The 20,779-nt window shown below is 66.2% G+C and carries 24 protein-coding genes; 13 read left to right on the forward strand and 11 right to left on the reverse strand.

The genetic code is table 11. The annotated features are described in order from the left end of the window. Positions 1-57: 57 nt before the first annotated feature. The 4 genes from AADZ55_RS01135 to AADZ55_RS01150 form a co-directional block, all read right to left on the reverse strand. Positions 58-1,110: a hemolysin family protein gene (locus AADZ55_RS01135; protein ID WP_085324106.1), complete on the reverse strand. Its 1,053-nt coding sequence runs from the start codon at positions 1,108-1,110 to the stop codon at positions 58-60. Next, positions 1,110-2,468, reverse strand: a complete 1,359-nt coding sequence (locus AADZ55_RS01140) for a hemolysin family protein (protein WP_085324105.1) — start codon at positions 2,466-2,468, stop codon at positions 1,110-1,112. The genes AADZ55_RS01135 and AADZ55_RS01140 overlap by 1 nt, the downstream gene beginning before the upstream one ends. Positions 2,469-2,485: 17 nt before the next feature. Next, positions 2,486-2,629 carry a hypothetical protein gene (locus AADZ55_RS01145; protein WP_165759344.1) on the reverse strand — a complete coding sequence of 48 codons (144 nt, stop codon included), beginning with the start codon at positions 2,627-2,629 and terminating at the stop codon, positions 2,486-2,488. Between the two features lie 101 nt (positions 2,630-2,730). Further along, entirely contained in the window at positions 2,731-3,825 is a 1,095-nt protein-coding gene (locus tag AADZ55_RS01150; protein WP_119184909.1) for a F420-dependent hydroxymycolic acid dehydrogenase, read from the reverse strand. A 111-nt stretch (positions 3,826-3,936) separates the two neighbouring features. Between AADZ55_RS01150 and AADZ55_RS01155 the strand changes: the two genes are divergently transcribed. Next, positions 3,937-4,542 carry a GNAT family N-acetyltransferase gene (locus AADZ55_RS01155; RefSeq protein WP_085324103.1) on the forward strand — a complete coding sequence of 202 codons (606 nt, stop codon included), beginning with the start codon at positions 3,937-3,939 and terminating at the stop codon, positions 4,540-4,542. 12 nt (positions 4,543-4,554) lie between these two features. Here the strand turns inward: AADZ55_RS01155 and AADZ55_RS01160 are convergent, their stop codons facing one another. Further along, a complete protein-coding gene (locus tag AADZ55_RS01160; protein WP_085324102.1) occupies positions 4,555-5,229 on the reverse strand; it encodes a TetR family transcriptional regulator in 675 nt (224 codons plus the stop codon). A gap of 70 nt (positions 5,230-5,299) precedes the next feature. Between AADZ55_RS01160 and AADZ55_RS01165 the strand changes: the two genes are divergently transcribed. From AADZ55_RS01165 to AADZ55_RS01180, 4 genes are read left to right on the forward strand one after another with little or no spacing between them, the layout of a single operon-like run. Further along, positions 5,300-6,361 carry a ferredoxin reductase gene (locus tag AADZ55_RS01165; RefSeq protein WP_085324101.1) on the forward strand — a complete coding sequence of 354 codons (1,062 nt, stop codon included), beginning with the start codon at positions 5,300-5,302 and terminating at the stop codon, positions 6,359-6,361. A 27-nt stretch (positions 6,362-6,388) separates the two neighbouring features. Then, positions 6,389-7,495 carry a fatty acid desaturase family protein gene (locus AADZ55_RS01170; protein ID WP_085324100.1) on the forward strand — a complete coding sequence of 369 codons (1,107 nt, stop codon included), beginning with the start codon at positions 6,389-6,391 and terminating at the stop codon, positions 7,493-7,495. Between the two features lie 44 nt (positions 7,496-7,539). Next, on the forward strand, positions 7,540-8,055 hold the full coding sequence (locus tag AADZ55_RS01175; protein WP_085324099.1) for an SRPBCC family protein: 516 nt from the start codon (positions 7,540-7,542) through the stop codon (positions 8,053-8,055). Next, the gene (locus tag AADZ55_RS01180) at positions 8,055-9,101 is read left to right on the forward strand and encodes an LLM class flavin-dependent oxidoreductase (protein WP_085324098.1); all 1,047 of its coding nucleotides are present in this window, start codon (positions 8,055-8,057) and stop codon (positions 9,099-9,101) included. The genes AADZ55_RS01175 and AADZ55_RS01180 overlap by 1 nt, the downstream gene beginning before the upstream one ends. Here the strand turns inward: AADZ55_RS01180 and AADZ55_RS01185 are convergent. Then, a complete protein-coding gene (locus AADZ55_RS01185) occupies positions 9,036-9,707 on the reverse strand; it encodes a TetR/AcrR family transcriptional regulator (protein ID WP_085324097.1) in 672 nt (223 codons plus the stop codon). The genes AADZ55_RS01180 and AADZ55_RS01185 overlap by 66 nt on opposite strands. A gap of 16 nt (positions 9,708-9,723) precedes the next feature. Between AADZ55_RS01185 and AADZ55_RS01190 the strand changes: the two genes are divergently transcribed. From AADZ55_RS01190 to AADZ55_RS01200, 3 genes are read left to right on the forward strand one after another with little or no spacing between them, the layout of a single operon-like run. Continuing rightward, positions 9,724-10,839 (forward strand): hypothetical protein, encoded by a 1,116-nt coding sequence (locus AADZ55_RS01190; protein WP_085324096.1) that lies wholly within the window; start codon positions 9,724-9,726, stop codon positions 10,837-10,839. Beyond that, positions 10,836-11,888, forward strand: a complete 1,053-nt coding sequence (locus AADZ55_RS01195) for a phosphotransferase family protein (RefSeq protein WP_085324095.1) — start codon at positions 10,836-10,838, stop codon at positions 11,886-11,888. The genes AADZ55_RS01190 and AADZ55_RS01195 overlap by 4 nt, the downstream gene beginning before the upstream one ends. Positions 11,889-11,908: 20 nt before the next feature. After that, positions 11,909-12,799, forward strand: coding sequence for an alpha/beta fold hydrolase (locus AADZ55_RS01200; RefSeq protein ID WP_085324190.1), 891 nt, complete (start codon positions 11,909-11,911; stop codon positions 12,797-12,799). Positions 12,800-12,866: 67 nt separating this feature from the next. Here AADZ55_RS01200 and AADZ55_RS01205 read toward each other — a convergent pair whose 3' ends face one another. Continuing rightward, complete coding sequence (locus AADZ55_RS01205; protein WP_085324094.1) at positions 12,867-13,079, reverse strand: TOBE domain-containing protein; 213 nt, start codon at positions 13,077-13,079, stop codon at positions 12,867-12,869. 38 nt (positions 13,080-13,117) lie between these two features. Beyond that, positions 13,118-13,723, reverse strand: coding sequence for a TetR/AcrR family transcriptional regulator (locus tag AADZ55_RS01210; RefSeq protein WP_085324093.1), 606 nt, complete (start codon positions 13,721-13,723; stop codon positions 13,118-13,120). A gap of 126 nt (positions 13,724-13,849) precedes the next feature. Here AADZ55_RS01210 and AADZ55_RS01215 point away from each other — a divergent pair, with 126 nt between their 5' ends. Beyond that, positions 13,850-15,205 carry a cytochrome P450 gene (locus tag AADZ55_RS01215; protein ID WP_085324092.1) on the forward strand — a complete coding sequence of 452 codons (1,356 nt, stop codon included), beginning with the start codon at positions 13,850-13,852 and terminating at the stop codon, positions 15,203-15,205. A gap of 23 nt (positions 15,206-15,228) precedes the next feature. Here the strand turns inward: AADZ55_RS01215 and msrA are convergent, their stop codons facing one another. After that, a complete protein-coding gene (gene msrA, locus AADZ55_RS01220) occupies positions 15,229-15,744 on the reverse strand; it encodes a peptide-methionine (S)-S-oxide reductase MsrA (RefSeq protein WP_085324091.1) in 516 nt (171 codons plus the stop codon). A 95-nt stretch (positions 15,745-15,839) separates the two neighbouring features. On the opposite strand from msrA, the gene AADZ55_RS01225 reads away from it, so the two are divergent. The 3 genes from AADZ55_RS01225 to AADZ55_RS01235 are packed head-to-tail and all read left to right on the forward strand — an operon-like array spanning position 15,840 to position 17,801. Further along, positions 15,840-16,343, forward strand: coding sequence for a nuclear transport factor 2 family protein (locus tag AADZ55_RS01225; protein WP_085324090.1), 504 nt, complete (start codon positions 15,840-15,842; stop codon positions 16,341-16,343). Further along, positions 16,343-17,365 carry an NAD-dependent epimerase/dehydratase family protein gene (locus tag AADZ55_RS01230; RefSeq protein ID WP_085324089.1) on the forward strand — a complete coding sequence of 341 codons (1,023 nt, stop codon included), beginning with the start codon at positions 16,343-16,345 and terminating at the stop codon, positions 17,363-17,365. Before AADZ55_RS01225 ends, AADZ55_RS01230 begins: the two co-directional genes overlap by 1 nt. Positions 17,366-17,420: 55 nt before the next feature. Beyond that, positions 17,421-17,801: a DUF427 domain-containing protein gene (locus tag AADZ55_RS01235; protein ID WP_085324088.1), complete on the forward strand. Its 381-nt coding sequence runs from the start codon at positions 17,421-17,423 to the stop codon at positions 17,799-17,801. Here the strand turns inward: AADZ55_RS01235 and AADZ55_RS01240 are convergent. Continuing rightward, the gene (locus AADZ55_RS01240) at positions 17,782-18,192 is read right to left on the reverse strand and encodes a nuclear transport factor 2 family protein (RefSeq protein WP_085324087.1); all 411 of its coding nucleotides are present in this window, start codon (positions 18,190-18,192) and stop codon (positions 17,782-17,784) included. The genes AADZ55_RS01235 and AADZ55_RS01240 overlap by 20 nt on opposite strands. A gap of 29 nt (positions 18,193-18,221) precedes the next feature. On the opposite strand from AADZ55_RS01240, the gene AADZ55_RS01245 reads away from it, so the two are divergent. Next, the gene (locus tag AADZ55_RS01245) at positions 18,222-19,148 is read left to right on the forward strand and encodes a DNA-3-methyladenine glycosylase family protein (protein WP_085324086.1); all 927 of its coding nucleotides are present in this window, start codon (positions 18,222-18,224) and stop codon (positions 19,146-19,148) included. A gap of 101 nt (positions 19,149-19,249) precedes the next feature. Here AADZ55_RS01245 and AADZ55_RS01250 read toward each other — a convergent pair whose 3' ends face one another. Beyond that, positions 19,250-20,692 (reverse strand): chloride channel protein, encoded by a 1,443-nt coding sequence (locus tag AADZ55_RS01250; RefSeq protein ID WP_085324085.1) that lies wholly within the window; start codon positions 20,690-20,692, stop codon positions 19,250-19,252. Positions 20,693-20,779 lie beyond the last annotated feature (87 nt).

A 20,779-nucleotide genomic window follows, 5' to 3' on the forward strand; every position in this document is an offset into this window, starting at 1 on the left:
ATGAACCCATACCCATCGTAGGTGCGGAGCAATAGTCGCTGGCGTAGCCGGATGTCATCACACCCGGTGGGTCCCATCGCGCACGGTGCCCACCAGGTCTTCGACCAGATCCTCCAGCGCCACCATCGCCGTGACGGTACCGTCGCTCGTCGTGACCAGCGCGAGATGGCTGTTGTTGCGCCGCAGCCGCGATAGCGCATCCGCCAGTGGCATCGCGGCGGAAACCGTCGGCAGTGGGCGAACGGACGACGGCTCGACGATCGCGCCGGGCTGGTCGGTTTGTCCAAGCACATCCTTGATGTGCACGTATCCGATCAACTGGCCGGCCCCGTCGGCAATGGGGAAGCGGGAGTACCCGGTTTCGGCCATGGCCCGCTGGATCGCTCCGACGCGTGGACCGCGATCGCCGGCGCCTACCGCGACGGTATGGATCTCGTTCAGTGGCACCGCGACATCGGCGACGGCACGGTCGCGGATCTGCAGCGCACGTGTCAATCGGGTGTGTTCCTCGGGGTCCAGGAGGCCCTTCGACACCGATTCCGTGATCATGTCCGACAATTCGACGGTGGATATCGTGACGTCGATTTCGTCTTTGGTATGCACCCGCACCGCACGCAGACTGATGTTGGCGCACCAGTTGCAGAATGCGATGAGCGGACGCACCACGCGTATCCAGATCAGGTAGGGCGGGATTAGCAGCATCGCGATCGATTCTGGGCCGGCGATGGCAATGTTCTTGGGCACCATCTCGCCGAGCAGCACGTGGGCCACCACGATGATGGTCAGCGCCACGACGAACGAGACGGTGTGCAGCACCGTGGCTGACACCCCGAATAGCTGGAACGGCTTCTCCAGCAGGTGGGCGAAGGCGGGTTCGGCAATGCGGCCCAACAGGATTGAACACACGGTGATGCCCAGCTGGGCGCCGGCGAGCATCAACGTGAGATCTTTCCCGGCGCGAATGACGGTCACCGCGCGGCGCCTGCCCTGCGCGGCGAGGGCTTCGAGGCGGTCACGGCGCGTTGCGATGAGTGCGAACTCCGCGCCGACGAAAAACGCGTTTGCGGCGAGCAGCAGCACGGTCAGCAGCACACCGAACAGATCGCCCATCAGCGCGCACCTCCCGGCGGCGCGGGTCCGCGGCCGAGCTCGAGGAGTTGTAGCTGATCGATGCGTCGACCGTCCATCCGCTCCACGGTCGCCAACCACCGCCCCGGCTCGTGCACGTCGGAGTCGAACGTGGTGAGCGCTACCTTCTCCCCCTCCGCGGGAATGTGGCCGAGCGCATGCAGGACCAGGCCGCCAATGGTTTCGTAGTCCCCGTCGGGGGCGCGGTAGCCGGTAGCCGCGGCCACCTCATCGATGCGCAGCAGCCCCGAGACTTGCCAGCCGTTGCCGGTGGCCGTCACCGATGGCGTCGCGGGGTCGTGTTCGTCGCGGACGTCACCGACGATCTCTTCGATCAGGTCTTCCGCGGTCACCATTCCGGCTGTGCCGCCGTATTCGTCGACGACCAACGCGGTCTGCAGCCCGTTGGCGCGGACCTGAGACATCACGGCGTCCCCGTCCAGCGTCGCTGGAACCATCGCGACCGGCTGCGCTAGATCGGCCATCCGCTTGCCGGCCCGGTCAGCCGGCGGGATCCGCAGCACCTGCTTGATATGGACGATGCCAATCGTCGCGTCCAGGTCGCCGTGCACGATCGGGAAGCGTGAGTATCCGGTCTGGATCGCCTTGGTGACCAGGTCGCTGACCGTGTCATTGGCTTGCAGCGCCTCGATCTCGGTGCGCGGGGTCATCAATTCCTCCGCGGTGCGCGTGCCGAACTGCAATGAGCGCTCCACCAGCTGCGCGGTCGCCGGGTCGAAAGCGCCGCGCCGCGCCGAGTTGCGGACCAGCGATACCAGCTCTTGGGGTGAGCGCGCGGAGCGCAGCTCCTCGGCGGGCTCGATACCCAACCGTCGCAGGATCCAGTTGGCGCTGCCGTTCGTGGTCCAGATCAGTGGAGCGAAGATCCACGAGAACACGACTTGCGGCCACGCCGCGGCACGAGCCGTCCGAAGTGGTCGGGCCACCGCCAGGTTCTTCGGAACCAGCTCCCCGAAGATCATCGACACCGATGTGGCGATCACCAGCGCCAGGAACAACGCACCCGCCAGCGCAAGTTGCTCGGGCAACGCGAATGCGGTCAACACCGGTTGCAGCAGTCCAGCGAGCAACGGCTCGGCGAGGTAGCCGGTGATCAGCGTCGTGATCGAGATGCCGATCTGGGCTCCCGACAGCTGAAACGACAGGGTGCGGTGTGCGCGCGCCACCATCTTGTCGCGGTGGCCGCCGGTGCGGGCATTGGCGTCTACGGTGCTGCGCTCCAGCGCCGCCAGCGAAAATTCAGCCGCGACGAACAACGCGGTTCCCGCCGTCAGTAGCAGGAAGGCCAGCAGGCCCAGCACAGTGAGTAGCGCACTCATCGCTGACTCACCGCGGTTCAGGTGGTCGCCGGGCCACTGCCCGGCCAACTATGGGGAGGTTCAGCTTCCTGGGCGGCGTCGAGGCCTGAGGCGGATCCCGCGGCGGCCGGCGCCGGCGGCTCCACCCGGAAGCCCACCGCCTCCATGAGTGCCTGCGGCACGAATTCCCTTCCTTCCGCGGGCTAGCCGACGCCGGATCTCGACTACACGCTTGAAGAACTCTTATAGTACCCAGCCACCCTGCGCCCGACGGGCGGACGCTCTAGTTCAGCTGGGGTAGCACGTTGGCGCGATAGAACTCGATGGCGGCGATGGGTTCCTGCTGGGGAAAGCGGAGAAAGGGAATGGCACCGGCGTCGAGAACCGTTCGCACCGCAGTTACGTGGGTGCCGGCATCGGTGCCGACCGCCCAGTTGGCGAGCACCTTGTCGATCGGGTTGGACTCGGCACCACGCTGGATCTCGACCGGATTGGGTTGGTCGACGGCCCCGGCGGTAAATCGCCATAGGGTGGCCGCGCGGGTGGCTTCGGAACGGTCCCCGACGACCGCGAACAGTTCGGCGCGTTTACCCAGGCTGGCGGGATCGCGCCCGGCGGCTTGTGCGCCTGCGGCGAACGCGGCCAGCAGCTTGGCGTCCTTGAGGTCGCCGGCCTGGGTGATCCAGCCGTCGCCGTATTGGCCGGCCAGTGCGGCGCTTTTGGGGCCGCTGGCCGCCACAAAGATGGGCGGCGGCGTGGGGGGCGGGTCGTACAGCCGCAAATCGGCGGTCCGAAAGTGGGTGCCCGCGAACGAGGTCCGTTCACCACTCCACAGCCGGCGGATCAGCTCGATGGCCTCGATCAGCCGATCATGGCGCTCGGCATACGACCCGAACTCGCTGGTGGCGGCCTGTTCGTTGAGCCGCTCACCGGTGCCGAGCCCCAAAAACACCCGTCCCGGACTCAGGATCGCCAAGGATGCGAATGCCTGGGCGACCGTAGCCGGATGGTAGCGATAGATGGGGCAAGTCACCCCGGTGCCAAACGAGATGCGGCTGGTGCTGTTGCCCACCAGTGCCAGGGTCAGCCAGGGGAACATCGAGTGGCCTTGGTTGTCCTGCCACGGCTGCAGGTGGTCGCTGGCCCAGGCATATTGGAAGCCGGCTCGTTCGGCGGCCTGAGCATGGGCCACCAGCTGATCGGTGCGAAATTGCTCATGCGACAGCACGATTCCGACGGGCTTGGTTGGGGATGGCGCTGGACCGGTTGGCGGGACGCGGTCGGCCCGCACGGTGCAGCCGGTGGACAACCCGCCCGCGCCGAGCACGCCAACCCTGGCGGCTAGCCGCCCAAACGCACGCCGGGAGATCCTCATCAGGTCGGAATACCCCGCTGGCGACCGACGACACCTTCGGGCTCCATCGTGCCGATGTGACGGTGTCGGCGGGCGGGGCTGCGGCATCGGTGATGCACGAACTAGCCTGGTTTCGTGACTCCGCAGGCCCGCCCGGCGCGCAGGGCCGATGTGCGCGAACTATCGCGCACCATGAGCCGGGCTTTCTACGACGATCCGGTTATGGCTTGGATGCTGCCCAAGGACGAGACACGGACCGCGCATCTGTATCGGTTGTTCGCGACGATGACCCGCCATCACAATCTCGGCGGTGGCGGCGTGGAAGTTGCCTGTGACGGGCCGGATATCGGCGGGGCGGCATTGTGGGATCCGCCGAATCGATGGCGGCCAGCGCGCCGAGCGGGGCTGGCGACCATGCCGGCGTTCCTCCGCGTGTTCGGATTCCGTGCCGCGGCGGCACGTGCGCTGCAGGACATCATGAAGAAGGCGCATCCTGAGGAGCCGCACTGGTATCTGTTCGCCATCGGCAGCGACCCGACGGTCCGCGGCCAGGGCTTCGGCCAGGTGCTGATGCGATCACGGCTCGACCGCTGCGATGCCGAGTACTGTCCGGCCTATCTTGAGTCGACCAAACCCGAAAACGTGCCTTACTACGAACGTTTCGGCTTCACCGTCACCCGTGAGTTGAAGCTGCCTAATGGCGGTCCAACGCTGTGGGCGATGTGGCGCGACCCGCGCTAGCTCCGGTTCGGTTCACGGGCTGCTTTTCCAGCCGGCGACACCGATGGCGATCATGCGCAGCTGCTTGACGGCGATCCGCCGGATCTCTTCGAGCGCCTCGGCGCTCTGCGCGTCTTCGATCGCCTCGGCGATGACGATCATCGCGTTGACGAACAAGGTCGCCAGCACGTTGAGGTCCTCGGTGCTCCACTCGTTGAGCCCCGGGAAGCGCGCCAGGTCGGTGGCCAGCTCGGAGGTGATCAGCCGGATTTCGGTGCGGATGGCGTAGCGCAGGACCGTAAGCCCGCTGGAACGCTCCCGGCCGATGAGGCGCCAGTGCTCACGTCGCTCGGCGACGCTGGCGATCAGGATCTCGACCGACGACTCGATCACCCGGTTTGGGTCGAGCTTGCCGGCGCGCGCCCCACGCAGGGTGTCGCGCAAGGTGCGAAACGACTCGTCGATCAGGACCAGTCCGAGGGCCTCCATCGACTCGAAGTGCCGGTAGAACGCCGCGGGCACGATCCCGGCCTCGCGGGTCACCTCGCGCAGGCTCAGGCCACTGAAGCTGCGGTCGTTGAGCAGCTTGAGCGCGGCGGAAATGATGGCGCGACGCGTCGCCTCTTTGCGCTCCTCCCGCGAGGGGCTGTCGCGGGCGCGGTCTCGGCCCGAGCGGTGTGGACGTGAGCTTGGAATACGGTCGTTCACTGTGTGAACCCTACCACAGAGCTGGGTAAAGGCCTTGACGACCAGCGGTGTCGCGCCACACAGTGTACATATGTTTACTCAAACTTTGACGAAGCGAGTCCTGGGTTCGCACCTGGTCGACTTGCTCACCGGCCCACACGGCGTGGACCGCTACACCGAGTTGGTGGCGCCGACGTGGACGCTGGGCGAGGCCCGCGCCAAGGTCGTCGACGTGCGGCGGACCACGCCGCGCAGCGTCACCCTCACCCTGGCTCCCAACGACGCCTTCACATCCGGCAACGACCTCAAGGCCGGTCAGTACGTCAACCTCACGGTCGACATCGATGGCCGCCGGCACACTCGCTGCTATTCACCGGCCAACGCCGAAGGCGGCTCCCACCTGGAACTGACGATCGGCCGCCACGACGGCGGGCGGGTTTCGACCCACCTCTACCAGCGGGCCCGCCGCGGCATGGTGGTTGGCCTGGCCGGTGTCGGCGGCGATTTCATGCTGCCCGCGAAACGGCCGGGCCGGATCCTGTTCGTCTCGGGCGGAAGCGGCATCACGCCGGTGATGGCGATGCTGCGCACGCTGATCGCCGAGCGGCATCGGGGCGAGATCGCGTTCGTGCACTACTCCCGTACCGCGGCCGAGACGTGCTACCGCGACGAGCTGGCCGCGATGCCGCGGGCGCGGGTGTTGCACGGCTACACCCGCTCGGATGACGGCGACCTGGTCGGGCGGTTCGGTGCGGACCACCTCGCGCAAGCCATGCCCTCGCCCGATGTGGTGTTCGTCTGCGGGCCAACCGCATTGGTGGATGCCGTCCGGAAGCACTGTGAAAACGTGCTCACTGAAAGCTTCGTGCCGCCGGTGTTGGAGCCGCCGGCAAATCCATCGGGTGGTCGAGTCACCTTCGCCGACAGCGGTGTTGACGTCGTCGATGACGGTCGCTCGCTGCTCGAGCAGGCCGAATCGGTTGGACTGACACCCGCCAGCGGCTGCCGGATGGGCATCTGCCACACGTGCACCCGGCGGAAGGCCTCCGGGACCGTACGCAACCTGGTTACCGGCGCCGTGTCGAGGGCTCCCGACGAGGATGTGCAGATCTGTGTGTCCGTCCCGGTCGGCGACGTCGACCTGTCTCTTTAGCAGCCATCAGACCTGGGAGGAAAAACCATGGCACAGAACAAGATCACCCTGACCCCCGAACAGGCCGACGCATTCGGCCGCGAACTCGACGCCATCAAAGAACGCTTGATGGCAGACCTCGGCGAACAGGACGCCGACTACATTCGCCGTGTTATCAAGACCCAGCGCGCACTGGAAGTGGGCGGACGCGCGCTGCTGTTCGCCGGGATACTGCCGCCCGCCTGGCTGGCCGGTACGGCGATGTTGGGCCTGTCCAAGATCCTGGACAACATGGAGATCGGCCACAACGTCATGCACGGCCAGTACGACTGGATGCGCGACCCGGCCATCTCCGGCCGCTCGTTCGAGTGGGACACCGCCTGCCCGGCCGATCAATGGCGGCACTCGCACAACTACATGCACCACACTCACACCAACATCGTGGGGATGGACCGCGACATCGGGTACGGCATCCTGCGGATGAGCGAAGACCAGCCCTGGGAACCGTACTTTCTCGGCAACCCGGTCTACGCGTTCTTGCTCATGGTCCTGTTCCAATACGGTGTCGCGCTGCACGAACTGGAAACCGAACGCATGCGCGCCGGCGAGATCAGGCTCGCCGACAAACGTGAGGTGCTACGCGCCATCTGGAAAAAGACGCGCCGGCAGACGCTGAAGGACTACGTCGCCTTCCCGCTGCTGGCCGGGCCGTTCGCCCCCTTCGTCTTCGCCGGCAATCTGTCGGCCAACCTGATGCGCAACGTGTGGTCCTACATGATCATCTTCTGCGGCCACTTCCCGGACGGCACCCAGGAGTTCACCGTGGCAGAGACCAAAGACGAGTCGCGCGGCATGTGGTATTTCCGCCAGGTTCTCGGCTCGGCGAACCTTACCGGCGGCAGAATCTTCCATCTGCTGTCCGGCAACCTGTCGCACCAGATCGAGCACCATCTGTTCCCGGACATACCGGCTCGTCGCTACGCCGAGATCGCGCCCGAGGTGCAAGAGATCTGCGAGCGCTACGGCATCCCCTACAACCGCGGCCCGCTGCTGCGCCAGTTTGGCACCGTGGTCCGCAAGATCGTCAAGCTGACGCTTCCGGAGCGGCGCGTGCGCCGGGACCAGCCGGTCGATCCAGTGCCCGCTGCCGCGTAAATCTGGTGCAGACGCCACGGTCCGACCGGGGGGACAATAGCCCTGTGGAGTGGACCGGCGCGCGTTATGCGGACATGCCAACGGTGGAAGCCTCGACGTGGATCGACGCCGATCCGGGCAAGGTATGGAGTCTGGTTTCCGATATCGCGCTGATGCCGACCCTGAGCAACGAGCTGCAAGCGGTCGAGTGGGTAGCGGGAGCCGGCGGGCCCCGGGTCGGGGCCCGGTTCGTCGGGCACAACGCACACGACGCGTTCGGACAATGGAGCACCACGTCACAGATCGTCGTTTGCGACGAGTCACGCGAATTCGCCTGGGCGGTCGGTGATCCCCAATACCCCTCAGCGACATGGCGATTCCGGTTGACGCCCCGAGGTGGCGGTACCACCTTGACGTACTGGACACAGCTGGGACCGGGCCGGTCGGGGTTGTCGGCGGCGATCGACGCGATGCCCGACAAGGAGCAAAAGATCGTGTTCGTGCGGCTGCGGGAGTTCGAGACCGCGATCGACAGGACGCTGGCGGCGATCAAGAGGCTGGCTGAGCACGGGGTGCGTTGATGCGGACCGCGACAACCGTCGAGTTGTCTGGTGGCCCGGACGTTGTCGAGTTCGCCATTGCGGCCGAAAGGCTGGGACTCGACGTCTGCTGGGTCGCCGAGGCCTGGGGTTCCGACGCGCCGTCGGCGCTGGGCTATCTCGCGGCGCGCACCGACCGGATGCTGCTCGGTTCCGGTGTCCTGCAGGTCGGTACCCGCTCACCCGCGCTGGTCGCCCAGACCGCGATCACGCTGTCCAACCTGTCGCGCGGGCGGTTCCTGCTCGGCCTGGGCGTGTCCGGGCCGCAAGTGATCGAGGGCCTGCACGGAGTCGCGTTCCGCCGACCGCTGGCCCGGATGCGCGAGACCGTCGACATCGTGCGCCAGGCGTTCGCCGGGGGCAAAATCTCACATTCCGGCACGGAGTTTCAGATCCCTCGCCCCGCCGGGGAAGCGGTGCCGATGCGATTGTCGATTCGGCCCGAGCACGCCATTCCGATCTATCTGGCCGCGCTGTCTCCGGCGATGCTGCGGTTGACCGGTCGGATCGCCGACGGCTGGCTGGGCACCAGCTTTGTTCCGGAGGGCGCGGGGGAGGCGTACTTCGCCCATCTTGACAGCGGCCTGGCCGAGGCGGGTCGCACGCGCGCCGACCTCGACATCTGCCAGGGTGCCGAGGTGGCGTTCGCGTCCGACGAAGAAGAACTGCGCGTCATGGTCGCGGCCCGAAAGACCGAACTCGCGTTCAGCCTCGGGGGCATGGGGTCGTCGAGCACCAACTACTACAACCAGGCCTATGGCCGGCAAGGGTGGGCCGACGTTGCCGCGTTGGTGCGACAGCGCTGGCAGCGCGGCGACCGCGCCGGTGCGGCCGGTCTGGTGACCGACGAGATGGTGTTGGCCACCACGCTGATCGGCACCGAGGAAATGGTCCGGGCTCGGCTTGCGGTTTGGCGGGACGCCGGGGTGAACACCGTGCGACTGTATCCGGCGGGCGACACGTTAGCTGCCAAGCTGCGCACCCTGGGCAGGGCCATCGAGTTGGTCCGCGAGGTCGGGGCGCCATGACGAATACGCCAGCGCGGTAAGCGAATCGGCGGTTCGGTCACAGAAATCGGCTGCCTCGTCCAACCCGTAGGTCAGCGCGCGCGTGGTGGTGGCGGCAACCAGCAGGTCGAACACCGCCGCGGCGCGGGCCTGCAGGTGGGCAGCGGCCAGCAGCTCGGCCAGCAGCGCCCGCACATCCTCTTCGCTGCGCGCCACCAGGCGTGCGTAGAGCCCGTCGTCGTGTTGATAGGCCAACAGCAGACCGGGGATGGCCGCCCGGGTAACCGGGGCGGCCAGCCACGTCAGAAACGTCTCGACCCAGGCCCTCAGGTCGGCGCGCACGTCACCGGTCGGGGCCGGCAGCGGTGCCGGTGTGACGTGACCGAACGCGGCATCCTCGATCAGCGCCTCCCGTCGCGGCCAGCGACGATAGATGGTGGGCGCGCCGACGGCTGCGCGCCGGGCCACCGCGGCGATCGTGGTCTGTTGATATCCGACCTCAACCAGCAATTGCCGGGTGGCCGCCAACACGTCGCGATCCTTCTGCGGATCGCGCGGGCGGCCGGGTGATTGCGGCTCGGATTCCACGGGTTCCTCCCGGCCGGAGCTAGTTTTATTACGTGTCATACTATAACGTAATTGCATGTTGACGCCGCATGACGAGCTGCTCTGCCACCAGTTGCCCACCACCTTCGACCACGTCGACCAGAGCGATCTGCGCTGGACCGAGCGCATCGTGATGTACGGGTTCGACAAGTCGGGCGACATCAACGTCATGACCGGTCTGGCTCGCTACCCAAACCGCAACGTCACCGATGCGTACGCCATGGTGACCAAGCGGGGTGGGAAGACCACGGTGGTGCGAATGTCCACCGAGCTCAACCCGGAGCACGGGCCGCTGGGCCGCTACACCGTCGGGCCATTCAGCTACATCGTCGAAGAACCCCTGCGGTGTGTCCGGGCGGTGCTGGGCGCGAGCGAGTACGGCCTGAGCCTAGATCTACGGCTGCGCGGGCAATTTCCCACCTACGAACAGACCCCGGCGTTTCACCGTAGCCGCGGGCGGGTCGTCGAGGACGCGCGGCGCTTCTACCAGAACGGTGAGCTCGAAGGCTGGATCGAAGTCGAAGGCGAGCGCATCGAAATCGACTCGCAGCGCTGGTGGTTCGGGCGCGACCACTCCTGGGGCATCCGGCACGGACCCGGCGGTGGCAGCCTGACCGAAGGCGACCAGCTGCAGCCGGCCGAAATCCCGGACGGCGTCCTGTATTACATGGGCATCTTCCAGTTCGAGGACGAGCTGGTGCATTTCGCGCAGCGCGAGACCAGCACCGGTGAGCGCTGGCAGTTCGAGGGTGAACTGCTGTATCCGTTAGGCCTTGGGCGGGAGCCAGGGAGGATCATCGACGTCGAACACGACCTGAAATTCCGCGACGAGTTGCGTGTCATCCGCTCGGGCACGTTCACCGTGCACCGTGGTGACCGCAGCACCAGCACCATCGATGTCACCCCGCTGTGCGACTTCTGGCCCGGGTTGGCCGGCTACCTGGACGTCAACGGGTACGCCTCCGGGTACTGGCGCGGCACCGACTTCATCGATGGCTACACCGTCAACACCGGTGACCAGGACGCCATCCGGCCGGTCAGCATGCTCAGCGAAACGCTGTGTCAAGTCCAGATGGACGGCAAGACCGGACATGGCCTGGTGGAAATGGTGTTCATGGGCGCCTACCCCCGCTACGGGTACACCGGCTGGTGACCGAGCGACTCACCGCAGCGGAGCTACCTGCGGCACTACAACCCATTGCCCGGGAGAAGATTCCGTTCGCCGAGTCCGCGCGGATAGTGAACTGGACACGGGCCGAGCGGGGCTTCTCCACCGAGACGTTCCTATTCGATCTGGTTGGCCTGGCTGGGCCCGGACCCGGTTCGGCTCGGTCGCGTGGATTGGTTTTTCGCCGCCCGCCGGAATACCCGATCCTGCCGGACTATGACCTCCGCCGACAGTTCCTCACCATGCGGCGGCTCGCCGGCTCACCGATCCCGGTGCCAACGGTGTGCTGGATCGACGCTGGCACAGCGGCTCTGGGAACGCAGTACTACGTGATGGACCGGATCGACGACGCCGTGAGCATCAGCGACTTCCCGCCCTACCATCAATCCGGGCTCTTCGCCGACGCCGACGAGGCCGGGCGGGCGGCACTGTGGAACGGATGTCTGGACATGATCGCGAAGGTGCACGGCATCGACCCGTACCGCTACCGGCTGGGCTTTCTCGACCTGTCGGCATTCGGCGGCTCGCCACCGCAGCGGCTGGCCAATTTCCTTCGCTACGGCCTGAATTGGGCTTCCGGCGGCGCACCGATGCATCCGACGTTTGCCCGCGCCCTTGATTGGCTCGATGCGCACCTGTACACCCCGGACCGGGTCACGCTCTGCTGGGGTGACAGCCGGATGTCCAACGTGCTGTACCGGCCCGACTTCACGCCGGTCGCCGCGCTGGACTGGGAAGTGGCCTACCTCGGAGATCCGGCCGCTGACGTCGCATGGATGTTTATGACCGATTGGGTGTCCAGCCCTCTTGAGGGGCATGCGCCAGCGGCTGGGACGCCGAGCCGCGCCGAGACCATCGGCCGCTACCAGCAGTTGACCGGACACCGGTTGGGCGATCTGCGGTTCAGTGAGTTGACCACGGCGCTGCTGCTGGCGATCGGGCTCATCCGGCTGAACGCCAAGCTAGCCATGGACGACGTGGATCTGGCCGATATATGTGCGCAGCGCGTGGAGTTCGTCCTCCACGGCGACTGAGCATGGGCTACGTTTCAAGCATGTCCGCACTGCCCGCCCTTGAAGGCGTCGAACACAGATTTGTGGATCTGGGTGACGGTGTGACGATCCACGTCGCGGATGCAGGTCCGGCCGATGGGCCGGCGGTGATGCTGGTGCACGGGTTCCCGGAGAACTGGTGGGAGTGGCACGAGTTGATCTCTCCACTGGCCGGTGATGGCTACCGGGTGCTGTGCCCCGATCTGCGCGGTGCGGGCTGGAGTTCAGCGCCCTGCTCGCAATACACCAAGACCGAGATGGCCGACGATCTTGCGGCCGTGCTGGACCACTTGGGCGTGGCGACGGTCAAGCTCGTCGCCCACGATTGGGGCGGACCGGTCGCGTTCATCATGATGTTGCGCAATCCCGAGAAGGTAACCGGGTTCTTCGGCGTGAACACGGTGGCGCCCTGGATCAGGCGTGATTTCGGTATGGTCCGGCACCTTTGGCGGTTCTGGTACCAGATCCCAATGTCGTTGCCGGTGATTGGCCCGCGTCTGATCAGCGATCCCAAGGCCCGCTACTTCCGGCTCCTAGCGTCGTGGGTGGGCGACGGCTTTACCGTGCCCGAGGACGACGTCCGGATGTATGTCGAGCGTATGCGCGAGCCGGGCCACGCGGTTGCCGGATCACGGTGGTATCGCACCTTTCAAACCAGGGAGGTGCTGCGCTGGATGCGCGGGGAATTCGATGACGCGCGCGTCGACGTGCCGGTGCGCTGGCTGCATGGCACCGGTGATCCGGTGATCACGCCCGACTTGCTGGACGGGTACGCCGAGCGCGCAAGCGATTTCGAGGTCGAGCTCATCGACGGTGTTGGGCACTGGATCGTCGAGCAGCGCCCCGATCTGGTGTTGGACCGGGTGCGCACCTTCCTTCGCGCCGAAACTTAAACTGTGGCGGTACTTTTCGGAGCGTCGTCGCAGAGGTTAAGTGTCGCGGTAGCTGCGCCGGCCTGGGCTACTCGACGCCGATGGTCACTTCTGTCGACTTGATGAACACCGTTGCGGGCTGGCCGACCTTTAGGCCGAGGTCGATTGCGGCATCCTTGGTGACCGACGACGTGACGATCTGATCGCCGCCGTCGAGCCGAACCTTCACAATCGCCATCACGCTGCCCAGGTCGACTTCGGTGATGGTGCCCGTGAGTTGGTTCCGGGTCGATAGCCGCATCAGTCCTCCTGTGTAGTCCGACGGTTTGGCAACCGAGCCTAGTGTCGCGGGCCGAGCAGCGCGATGGACGCATCCACCGCCGGTTCGACGATCTCCCGTACGTCTTTTCCGTCTTCGACGGTCAGCGCGGTCAGTTCACGCAGACCGCCCAGCAAGATCACCGCGAGTGGCGCAGGCATTGGCGGCAGGCTGGCCCGCCGGAACCCCGGACTGGCGCTGAGCTCCATCAGCAGGCTGGTTAACAGCTGGATTCCGCGGCGCTGGACGGGGTAGGCGACTGCCCCGAGCGAGGGGAATTCACGGATCCAGCTCAACGTGACCGCCGGCCTGGATTCGATATGGGTGACGTATGCCTGCACCGCTTGACGAATCTGGTGGTGCCAATCGGCCTCGGGATCAACCGCTGTGCGGATGCTTTGGCCCAGCTCCTCGTTATCGGCCATCAGTAGCTGCAGAAAGCAGTGTTCCTTGCTATCGAACCGGTCGTAGAACGTGCGCTTGGAGGTGCGTGCGTGTCGGACGATGTCGGCGACGGTGGTTGCGCGATAACCACGCTCACCGATCGAGGCGGCCAGGCCCTCGAGTAGCCGGGATCGGAACGGGTCGGTTTCGACCACCATCGTGCCGCCGGCAACTGCCGTCACGAGCGCGCCTCCCTCACCGAATCCCGCACCTTGTCAGGCTTGGTACCAAGGAGTACCGTACCTGATAAGCCTGCGGTACACCGTGGTACCGCCCCGTTTTGGGGCAGACGTTGGGAGCGATACTGCATGAGTCAAGCAATCACCGACGCGCCGGCAACGCCCGTAGTCAAGTTGCCGCCAGCGACCCGAATCCCGAAATTGTTCCAGGGCCTGGCCTTTGCCGTGTCACGACGGGGCATGATGCAACGGCTGGTGCGCCGCTACGGCAACGTATTTATGTTGAACATCCCGATGTACGGCCGCGTCGTGGTCGTCAGCGATCCGCAACTGGCCAGACAAGTCTTCACCACCAGTCCGGACGAGCTCGGCAACATTCAGCCCAATCTGAGCCGGATGTTCGGGCCCGGCTCGGTATTCGCGCTCGACGGAGACGAGCACCGCCGGCGGCGACGGCTTTTGGCGCCGCCGTTTCACGGCAAAAGCATGAAGAACTACGAGACCATCATCGAAGAAGAAACCCTGCGCGAGACCGCCAACTGGCCGGAAGGCAAGCCGTTCGCGACGCTGCCGTCGATGATGCACATCACCCTCAACGCAATCCTGCGCGCGGTCTTCGGAGCCGATGGCGCCGAGCTCGACGAGCTGCGCCGGCTCATCCCGCCCTGGGTCACGCTGGGCTCACGCCTGGCGGCGATACCGAAACCGGCACGAAACTATGGCCGGTACAGCCCGTGGGGCCGACTGGCCGAGTGGCGGCGCCAGTACGACCTCGTCATCGACAAGCTGATCGACTACGAACGGTCAGACCCGAACTTCGCGGAGCGGACCGACGTGCTCGCGCTGATGCTGCGTAGCACCTACGAAGACGGCTCGCGCATGTCGCGCAGGGACATTGGCGACGAACTCCTCACGCTGCTCGCGGCCGGTCACGAAACCACCGCGGCCACACTGGCCTGGGCGTTCGAGCGGTTGACCCGCCACCCCGATGTGCTGGCCGGCCTGGTCGAGGAGGCCGACAATGCCGCTGAGGGTGCCGGCAATGAGCTACGTCAGGCAGCGATCCTGGAAGTCCAGCGGGCCCGGACCGTCATCGATTTCGCGGCTCGCCACGTTTACCCAGAGGTCTATCGACTCGGCGAGTGGGCCATTCCCCGCGGGGATTCGATCATCATCAACATCTCGCAGATACACGACAACCCCGACATCTTTCCCGACCCGGGCCGCTTCGACCCGCACCGGTACATCGGCAATAAGCCGCCCGCTTTTGCGTGGATCCCGTTCGGTGGCGGCACCCGACGCTGCGTGGGGGCGGCTTTTGCCAACATGGAAATGGACGTGGTGCTACGAACGGTGTTGCGCCACTTCGCCATCGAGACCACGACGGCTCCCGACGAGCGTTGGCACTGCCGGGGCGTCGCCTACACCCCGAAGGATGGCGGCCGGGTCGTCGTACGCCGACGACAAGCCCGCGCGGCGACCTAGCGTTCAATGCAGACTCGGCGTGCCTACTGGTTAGCGGGAGCCCGTCGCGGCAGCTTCCAGCCGGGCCGGACGAAGTGGCACGTGTACCCGTTGGGGTAGCGCTGCAGGTAGTCCTGGTGCTCGGGTTCGGCTTCCCAGAAGTCCCCGGCCGGGCAGACCTCGGTCACCACCTTGCCCGGCCACAGGCCGGAGGCCTCAACATCGGCAATGGTGTCCAGCGCGATTCGCCTTTGCTCGTCGTCGAGGTAGAAGATGGCGGATCGATAGCTGGTCCCTCGGTCGTTGCCCTGCCGGTTTTTCGTTGTTGGGTCATGGATCTGGAAGAAGAATTCCAGCAGCGTGCGGTAATCCGTGGCCGCGGGGTCGAAGATGATCTCGACCGCCTCAGCGTGCGTGCCGTGCTTGCGATAGGTCGCATTGGCGACGTCGCCGCCGCTATAGCCGACCCGGGTGGAGACCACTCCCGGCTGCTTGCGGATCAGATCCTGCACTCCCCAGAAGCAGCCGCCGGCGAGGATCGCTTTCTGGGTACTGGTCATTTCTTGGCCTCCTGACCGGGCCGGGATCTACCGAAACTCAAGACGACCCCAGGCTACACTCCGCCGATGAAGTGTAACGGCGCGAAGACCGCACGGTGAGCGCCTCGGAGTTCTCCCGAATCGAACTCGCCGCCGCCTTCGAGAAGTTCGAGGACACGGTGGCCCGGGCCGCCGCGACCCGCGACTGGGATGCCTGGGTCGAGCAGTACACCCCCGACGTCGAGTACATCGAGCACGCGGCGGGCACCATGCGGGGCCGCGAGCAGGTGCGTGCCTGGATTCACGAAACGATGGCGACCTTCCCCGGCAGCCACATGGTCGCATTCCCGTCGCTGTGGTCGGTGATCGACGAGTCGACCGGACGAATCATCTGCGAACTGGACAACCCGATGCGCGACCCCGGCGACGGCAGCGTGATCAGCGCGACGAACATCTCGATCGTCACCTATGCCGGCAGCGGCCAGTGGCGCCGTCAAGAAGACATCTACAACCCGATGCGGTTCCTGCGGGCGGGGATGAAGTGGTGTCGCAGGGCGCAGGAACTGGGCACCCTCGACGAAGACGCGGCGCGTTGGATGCGGCAGTACGGAGGTTCTTAATGAACGCACCCAAACTGGTCATCGGCGCGAACGGCTTCCTCGGTTCGCATGTGACCCGTCAGCTCGTCGCCGACGGCGCGAAGGTACGCGTGATGGTGCGACCCAGCGCCAACACTCGCAGTATCGACGACCTGCAGCTCAGCCGATTCCACGGCGACGTCTTCGACACCGCCACCGTGCGCGAGGCGATGGCTGGCTGCGACGACGTGTATTACTGCGTCGTCGATACCCGCGCCTGGTTGCGCGACCCGTCGCCACTGTTTCGCACGAACGTGGAAGGCCTGCGCAACGTCCTAGACGTCGCGGTTGACGTGCCCAACCTGCGCAGGTTCGTCTTTACCAGCACCTACGCGACGGTGGCCCGCCGGCGAGGGCACGTGGCAACCGAAGACGATCGGGTCGGCTCGCGCCGGGTGAGCGCCTACGTGCGGTCCCGGATTCAGGCCGAGGACCTCGTGCTGCGCTACGTCTTTGATGCCGGCTTGCCCGCCGTCGCAATGTGTGTCTCGACGACCTACGGCAGCGGCGACTGGGGGCGCACCCCGCACGGTGCCTTCATCGCCGGCGCGGTCTTCGGCAAGCTGCCCTTCCTGATGGCCGGCATCCAGCTGGAAGTGGTGGGTGTCGACGATGCGGCCAGGGCGCTGATCCTGGCGGCTGAGCATGGGCGCAACGGCGAGCGATATCTCGTCTCCGAACGCATGATGCCGCTACGGGAGGTGGTGCGGATCGCGGCCGAGGAGGCCGGTGTGCCGCCCCCGCGCCGGTCGATCTCCGTGCCCATGCTGTATGCCATGGCGGCGCTGGGGACCGCAAAATCTCGGCTGACCGGCAAAGATACCGAACTCAGCCTCAAATCGGTGCGAATGATGCGCGCCGAAGCACCCGTCGACCACGGCAAAGCGGTCCGTGAGCTGGGCTGGCAACCGCGCCCGGTCGAGGACTCGATCCGAGAGGCCGCTCGGTTCTGGGCCGGTATGCGGACAGTGCGGAAGGACGCGAGAACTTCGGGGGAATGTTGACCGCCGCCCAGCGTTGCACCTGTCATCTGCGGACCCACTACAGGAGAGATCAACCATGAGCGACCGGATTGTTTTAGAACCCAGCGCCGATCATCCGATCACCATCGAGCCGACTAAGGGACGGGTTCGGGTTCGCATCAATGGCGAGACCGTCGCGGACACGTCTGAAGCGCTGCAATTGCAGGAATCGACTTTGCCTGTGGTGCACTATATTCCGCTTAGCGACGTGGTCCAGGACAGGCTGACCCGCACCGACACCAGCACCTACTGCCCGTTCAAGGGCGAAGCAAGTTACTACAGCGTGACCACCCAAGCCGGTGACACCGTCGACGATGTGATCTGGACGTACGACGAGCCTTATCCGGCGGTCGCCGCGATTGCCGGGCACGTGGCCTTCTACCCCAACAAAGCTGAAATCAGCGTCGTTCCGGGGTAGCGCAGGGTACCGGGTACACCTGGGCCAACGATTGCGTGTCGCTGTATTCGCGCAGCGAGACGATCAGCCCGTCGCGGGTGTCGAAGATGCAGACGAACGGGCTGTCATACCGGGCCCGGTCGGTGCTGACGCCGTCGCAATGCCCCTCGACCACTACCGTTTCACCCTCGTTGACGCAGCGGATGAGTTCGATATTGACCTCGAAGACCTGTTTGCGCCGTTCGACCGCTCGCCGAAAGATTGTCTTGTCCAATTCGGTACGGGTGACGATGCTCCAGTAGGTGAAGTCGTCGCTGACCAATGTGAAGCCCTCGTCGAGATCCCCGCCATCGCACAGGCTTTGCAGGAACATCCAGGCCAGTTCGGCTTGTGGGTCGTCGAACGGCGTCATCACCTTGTCATCTTGTCTTGGGAGATAGTTTGCGGTCAATCGACCTGGCCGTCGAAGCGGTGGTCACCTTCCGGGGGGCGGCGGCATTCAGGCACACTTTGGCACCGTTGCGCCGCGGTCGAGGTGATCCATGCTTTCGGGTTGCCGGAGACGGCTCGGTGTGGCGGACCACCTTGCTGCCCACCGGATCCGTCACGGCGCGGATTAGCCGCGTGGCAGCCGACGGAGCCCATTGCGTGGCGTGGGGCAGCGGCGCGGAGGAGTTCGTCGACATGCTGCCCGCGATGCTGGGCGCCGACGACGACGCGGCGGGCTTCGCGCCGCAGGATCCGACGGTGATTGCCGCGCACCGACGGCTCCCGCACTTGCGGCTGGGCCGGACCGCACAGGTGCTCGAGGCTCTCATCCCGGCGGTAATCGAACAGCGGGTACCGGGTGCGGACGCGTTTCGGTCGTGGCGCGTGCTGGTGGCCAAGTATGGGACGCCGGCCCCGGGTCCGGCGCCGGCCGGGATGCGGGTGCCGCCCTCGAGCGATGTGTGGCGGTCCATTCCGTCCTGGGAGTTCCACCGCGCCAATGTCGATCCCGGGCGGGCCGCGACGGTGGTGGGCTGCGCGCGGCGGGCGGCGTCGCTGCAGCGGCTGGTGTCGTTACCTGCGGAGCAGGCACGGGAGGCGCTGACGTCGTTGCCGGGAGTCGGCGTGTGGACCGCCGCCGAGACCGCGCAACGGGCGTTCGGTGATGCCGACGCGGTGTCGGTGGGTGACTATCACATTCCGAAAATGATCGGCTGGACGCTGCTGGGCCGTCCCGTCGATGACGCGGTCATGCTCGAGTTGCTGGAACCGATGCGACCGCACCGTCACCGGGTGGTGCGCCTGCTCGAAGCCAGCGGTCTGGCGCGAGAACCGCGCCGCGGACCGCGGCTGCCGGTGCAGAACATCCGCGCGTTTTAGCACGCCGCGGGGCTCGGCTGGCTCAGCCCGGCGCCCCGGCTGGGCGGAGGGCCGGCCCCGCCTGGATAGGCCCACCGAGGTTTAGCCAACCCGTTGTCGCTTCAGTCCTCGCCGGCGATCTGACCTTTGCGCTCGGCCTCGGCGGTCCGCCGGTTCAGCCGCTGGGTTTCATAGATGGTGACGTTGGTGCGGGACAACAGCAGTGCCGCGATCCCGACGGCGATGATCGCTCCGGGCACCACCGAGAACGAGCCGGTCATCTCGGCGACCATGATCATGATCGCCAGCGGCGCGCGGGCGACACTGCCGAAACACGCCATCATTCCCACCACGACGAATATGCCGGGCTCGTCGGGGACCCCGGGCAATCCGGTTAGCTCACCCAGCCGCCATATCGCGGCCCCCACGAAGGCGCCGATCACGATTCCGGGACCGAACAGCCCGCCAGATCCCCCGGGACCGATCGACAGCGACGTCGCGAGGATCTTGGCGACCGGCAAGAGGATGACGATCCACAACGGGATGCCCAGCAGCGCCCCCCGGTCGGCGGCCAGCTGTGCCCAGCCGTAGCCACTGCTCAGGATCTGCGGGATCAGCAGTCCCACCAGCCCGACCAAAAGTCCGCCGAGCGCGGGTTTGAGCACCGGTCCGCCGGGCAGCCGGTGGGTGAGTGCCACCGACGCGTGGAAGACTCGGGCATACAGGTAGCCCACGGCCGCAGCGACCAGACCGATCACCACGAACCACAGCAGCGGCCAAGGCTTTTCGAAGCGATACTCGGCGTCGATGTAGCCGAAGAGCGGGTCAAAACCCAAGAAGGCGCCGAGCACGGCGTAGGCGGTCCCCGAAGTGATGAAACCGGGCAGCAGGCTGCGATAGTCGAAGTCATCGCGGTAGGGGATCGAGGCGGCCAGCACCGCACCGCCCAGGGGAGCGGCGAAGATGGCGCCGATGCCCGCGCCGATACCCAGCGCCACCGCGGTCCGGCCGTCTTCGTCGGACAGTCCCAGCCGGCGGGCCAGCAACGAGCAGAAGCCGGCCGAGATCTGCGCCGTTGGGCCTTCGCGGCCCCCCGAACCGCCCGAGCCGATGGTCAAGGCGCTGGCCACCATCTTCACCAGCACCGCCCGCGCGCGGATGGCTCGAGGATCACTGTGTACCGCTTCGATCGCTTCGTCGGTGCCGTGGCCGGTCGCTTCCGGGGCGAGCTTGGCCACGATCAATGCCGACAGCAGCGCCCCGCCTGTCGTCACCAGCGGAATCGCCCAGGGACGCGCGAAGCCGGTGGACCCGCGGTTGCCGCCCTCCCCAACGGGGGTGGGAATGTGATAGTCCGCGAGGTAGCCGAGCAGAAACTCGCTGGTGTATCTGAGCGCGAGGTAGAAGACGACGGCGCCGAGGCCTGCGATGACACCGATCGCGATGCCGAGCAGGAACCACTTGCGCAGGTAGCCCGCGCTCCTGATCGATGCGCCGAACCGTCCGCCGGCGGCGCTCGGCGGGGCCGCTATCGGCTCCGGCTCGTCCTGCGTCTGGTCGTTCAACGAGCGGGCCTGACCCGCGACACCACAAGCACCACGCCATCCTATGACAGCGGGGAATAACCGGACTTCGGTCCGGTTATCTCAGGT

This window comes from Mycobacterium decipiens (assembly GCF_963853665.1).
GTDB lineage: Bacteria > Actinomycetota > Actinomycetes > Mycobacteriales > Mycobacteriaceae > Mycobacterium > Mycobacterium decipiens.